The organism is Variovorax sp. P4_D9 (genome assembly GCF_056401695.1).
This window is the reverse complement of the sequence record NZ_JBFUIU010000836.1, coordinates 1-3,776: the sequence shown is the minus strand read 5'-3', so window position 1 is coordinate 3,776 and position 3,776 is coordinate 1. Positions and strand designations below refer to the sequence as shown.

Annotated in this window: 5 protein-coding genes; 3 read left to right on the top strand and 2 right to left on the bottom strand. The window is 68.1% G+C overall.

The annotated features are described in order from the left end of the window. Positions 1-114 precede the first annotated feature (114 nt). Both AC1DY5_RS46390 and AC1DY5_RS46385 read left to right on the top strand, forming a co-directional pair. Complete coding sequence (locus AC1DY5_RS46390) at positions 115-318, top strand: hypothetical protein (protein ID WP_478121126.1); 204 nt, start codon at positions 115-117, stop codon at positions 316-318. A gap of 125 nt (positions 319-443) precedes the next feature. Next, a complete protein-coding gene (locus AC1DY5_RS46385) occupies positions 444-1,421 on the top strand; it encodes a Bug family tripartite tricarboxylate transporter substrate binding protein (RefSeq protein ID WP_478121125.1) in 978 nt (325 codons plus the stop codon). 6 nt (positions 1,422-1,427) lie between these two features. Here AC1DY5_RS46385 and AC1DY5_RS46380 read toward each other — a convergent pair whose 3' ends face one another. Then, positions 1,428-2,585, bottom strand: coding sequence for a toxin-antitoxin system YwqK family antitoxin (locus tag AC1DY5_RS46380; RefSeq protein WP_478121124.1), 1,158 nt, complete (start codon positions 2,583-2,585; stop codon positions 1,428-1,430). A gap of 29 nt (positions 2,586-2,614) precedes the next feature. Then, positions 2,615-3,025 (bottom strand): VOC family protein, encoded by a 411-nt coding sequence (locus AC1DY5_RS46375; protein WP_478121123.1) that lies wholly within the window; start codon positions 3,023-3,025, stop codon positions 2,615-2,617. 141 nt (positions 3,026-3,166) lie between these two features. Here AC1DY5_RS46375 and AC1DY5_RS46370 point away from each other — a divergent pair. Then, a partial coding sequence (locus tag AC1DY5_RS46370; RefSeq protein ID WP_478121122.1) for a PhaM family polyhydroxyalkanoate granule multifunctional regulatory protein occupies positions 3,167-3,776 on the top strand: 610 nt, incomplete at its 3' end.

Genomic DNA, 3,776 nt, shown 5'->3' with positions numbered 1-3,776 from the left:
GCACCGGGCCCTGGCCCGCGCCGCCGCCCTGACCACCAAGGAGCCCGCATGAGCGCAGCGCCGGGCCGTTCCCAAGCAAGCTCGCACCGCAGTGCGAAGCATGGAGGTACTCCAATGACCGTCCTGCACCCCGAGGCGCGCGACCGCCTCTACGCCGAATGCGCCCGCGCCATCAGCGAGGCTGGCCCCGAGCGAGAATCGCTGTTCCTCGCCCGGCTCGCACTGCTGCTGTTCGAGCAGGTCGGCGACGAAGCCCGCTGCCGCGACGCGCTCGCGCAGGCGATGGACGACCTGCCCGTGCCGTCCCTGTCGGCATGACGGGCCCCCACCCTCGTCATTTCGTGTATTCGCTGCCCCCCGAGGGGGCGCCGACCGCCTTGGGGCGGCCCGGCGCCGGTCGGAACCCGTACATTCCAGTCACACAAAAACCAGGAGACTTATAGATGGATCGCAGAACCCTGCTCACCACCCTCGCTGCCACCGCGGCCGCCGCTGCAGCACCGTGGGCGCGCGCCCAGGGCGCCTATCCCGACCAACTGATCAAGTGGGTGGTGCCGTACCCGGCCGGCGGCGGCACCGACGTCATCGCGCGCACCCTGGCCGAGGCCATGCGCCAGACGCTGGGCCAGCAGATCGTGATCGACAACCGCCCCGGCGCCTCTACTAACATCGGAGCCGAACTGGTCGCCAAGTCCAAGCCCGACGGCTACACGATCATGTCGGCCGACAACGCGCTGCTGGCCTTCAACGAGCACCTGTTCAGCAAGCTGCCCTTCAACCCCGAAAAGGATTTCAGCTACATCGGCGCGATCGGCAAGTTTCCGCTGGCGCTGGTGGTGCATCCGGACTTTCCGGCCCAGGACTTCAAGGCCTTCCTGGCCTACGTGAAGGCCAATCCGGGCAAGGTCAACTACGCCTCGCCCGGCAACGGCTCGCCACACCACCTGGCGATGGAGATGTTCAAGGTCCGCACCGGCACCTTCATCACCCATATCCCGTACCGCGGCGCGGCGCCGGCGATGGCCGACGTGATGGGCGGCCAGGTGCCGGCGATGTTCCTCGACTTGGCTTCGGGCCTGTCGATCATGCAGGGTAAGAAGGTGCGCGTGCTGGCGATCGGCTCCGGCAGCCGTTCGAAGCTGCTGCCCGACGTTCCGACGCTGGCGGAAGTCGGCGTCCTGAATTCCGAGGTGTTCGCCTTTCAGGGCGTCGTCGGACCGGCCGGCATCCCGGCGCCGATCGTCGCCCGGCTCAATGGCGACCTCAACCGCGCCTTCGGCACGCCGGCGGTGCAGAAACGCTTCAACGACTTCGGCATGGAGGCGATGCCCGGTACGCCACAGCAGTTCGCGGCCCTGTCGCGCGCCGAATCCCAGCGCTGGGGCCCGATCATCAAGACCGCCGGAATCAAGCTCGACTGACCGGACTCAGGGCTTCGCGAAGGCCTTACGCGAGCCGTCCTCGAAGACTTCCTCGTCGCGCTCGAGCTTGCCGCTGGCGTCCCACACGCGTTCGCGCGTGATGCGGCCCTTGCCGTCGTAGACCGATTCGGCGATCAGCAGGCCGTTGTCGCCGAAGCGCTGGTGGGTGCCGATCGGAATCTGGCGCAGGCGCTCGATGGCCAGGTAGCGGCCGACGGCGGCCTTCTGGCCGTTGTCGTGGAATTCGATGATCTCGATCTGGCGCGGGTTGCCGCCCACGCCGTAGGTCGACTTGCTGCGCGGTTGGCCGTTCTGGTAGTAGCTCTCGTCGCTCAGCGGCTCGCCCGCGGCGTTCCACCGCTGCTCGCGCACCAGCGTGCCCCTCTCCGAAAATTCCTGCTCGCGCTGCTTGATCGCGCCGCGCTCGCCGAGCAGCGAGACCACTTCGCGGCGCTTGATGCCTTCGGACGAAAAGCGCCTTTCGATGCGCTGGTTGCCTGTCACCTCGTCCTGCGCGGCGGGCTTGCCGTTGTCGTACAGGTCTTCGCTGCGCACCCGCTTGCCGGCCACGTACGACAGCCGCGAGCGCAGTGTTCCCTTGGCATCGAACAACTCGACATTCGAAGGGCCGCCGACAAAGCCACAGAGTCGCGCATCGTCGACCACCGGCGCCAGCACCGGCTTGTCGCCGCATCGCAGCATCGACAGTTGTCCGCGTTCGGTGAACTCGACCGAGGCGCGCTCGCCGGCCGCGTCGGCGAAGTAGGTGAGCCGACGCAGGGGGCCGTCCGGATAGAAGGTGCGCACCAGGCCCATCTCGTGGCCGTCCTGGTAGCTGGCGTCGCGCAGGACCTGGCCGGTGGGCGAGAACTCGCGGGCCCGGCCTTCCATGTTGCCGCGGGCGTTCAGGCTGTGTTCCTTCACGAGCTTGCCGTCCTCGTAGAGGCGCACCAGGCCCATGAAGGTTCCGCTCTGGATCTGCTGTTCGCGCAGCAGCACGCCGCTGTCCCGGTCCTTGCAGCGCATCACGCCGGTCTTGCCGGCGGTGCTCCTGCCGTTGGCCGGATTCACGGCCTGGCCATTGAGTTCGCAATCCTGCACCGCGTGCGCGGCGCCGCAGGCGAGCAGCAGCGCGGCCGCCGCCCCGGCGACGCGCGGGCGCATCGACCTCCGGGTGGGCGCCGCAGGATGGTTCATGCGTTGTAGACGGTGTCGAGCGAGCGGAAGCCCTTGGCCTCGATCGGGTTGCCGAAGGGGTCGCAGAAGAACATGGTCCATTGCTCGCCGGGCTGGCCCTCGAAGCGCACCTGCGGCTTCAGCACGAAATCCATGCCCGACGCCTCAAGCCGTGCCGCGAGCGCTTGCCAGTCCGGCAACTCGAGCACGATGCCGAAGTGCGGCATCGGCACTATCACGTCCCCCACGCGGCCGGTGCGCGAGGTGGCGAAGGGCTCGCCGAGGTGGAGCGAAATCTGGTGGCCGAAGAAATCGAAGTCGACCCAGGTGTCGGTGCTGCGGCCTTCCGCGCAGCCCAGCACGCCGCCGTAGAAGCGCCGGGCTTCATCGAGGTTGCGGACATTGAAGGCGAGATGGAAAATGGACATGTGACTTTCTGTGTCTAATGGGTCATTGTCCACAAGCCGGGGCGCCCTGGCGAGTGCCGGATGCCTTTTGTTTTGGCGGCCCAAAAGCCCGGACGCTTGGAGTAAGCTGCCCGGACAAGAACCACATACCGGAGCACTTCCATGAGCGACGCCACCACGCCCTTCGCCTTCAGTCAGTTCGTTCCGGGCTTCGACTTCCTGAAAAGCCTGGCCGGTGGCAGCGCATCGCCAAGCGCCGTACCCGGCCTGCCGAGCCTGTCGAGCTGGGTGGCGCCGACGCTGAGCATCGAGGAGGTCGACAAGCGCATCCAGGAGCTCAAGACCGTGCAGTACTGGCTCGAGCAGAACGGCCACGCGCTGAAGGCGACGATCCAGGCGCTCGAAGTGCAGAAGATGACGCTGTCGACCTTGCGCGGCATGAACGTCCGCATGGAAGACCTGGCCAGCGCCTTCACGCGGCAGGTCGCGCCAACGCCCGCGCCGGCACCCGCGTTCCATGCCGAGGCCCCCGCCGCCGCGCCTGAACCCGAGGCGCAGCCGGAGGCCGAGGAGGCGCCGGCGCCGAAACGGGCCAAGGCCGCGGACGCGCCGGACGCGGCCGGCGTGGTCGATCCCCTGCAGTGGTGGGGCGCGCTCACGCAGCAGTTCCAGCAGATCGCCAGTTCGGCCTTGCAGGATGCCTCGCAGCTCAAGGTGCCGGCCATGGCGCAGCCGCTGGTCGACGCGGCCGGCCTGGGCGCGGGCTCGGCAC

Excerpts from the sequence above, each read along its gene's own strand:
- AC1DY5_RS46390 (WP_478121126.1), top strand. The coding sequence starts at position 115 with ATGACCGTCCTGCACCCCGAGGCGCGCGACCGCCTCTACGCCGAATGC.
- AC1DY5_RS46385 (WP_478121125.1), top strand. The coding sequence starts at position 444 with ATGGATCGCAGAACCCTGCTCACCACCCTCGCTGCCACCGCGGCCGCC.
- AC1DY5_RS46380 (WP_478121124.1), bottom strand. The coding sequence starts at position 2,585 with ATGCGCCCGCGCGTCGCCGGGGCGGCGGCCGCGCTGCTGCTCGCCTGC.
- AC1DY5_RS46375 (WP_478121123.1), bottom strand. The coding sequence starts at position 3,025 with ATGTCCATTTTCCATCTCGCCTTCAATGTCCGCAACCTCGATGAAGCC.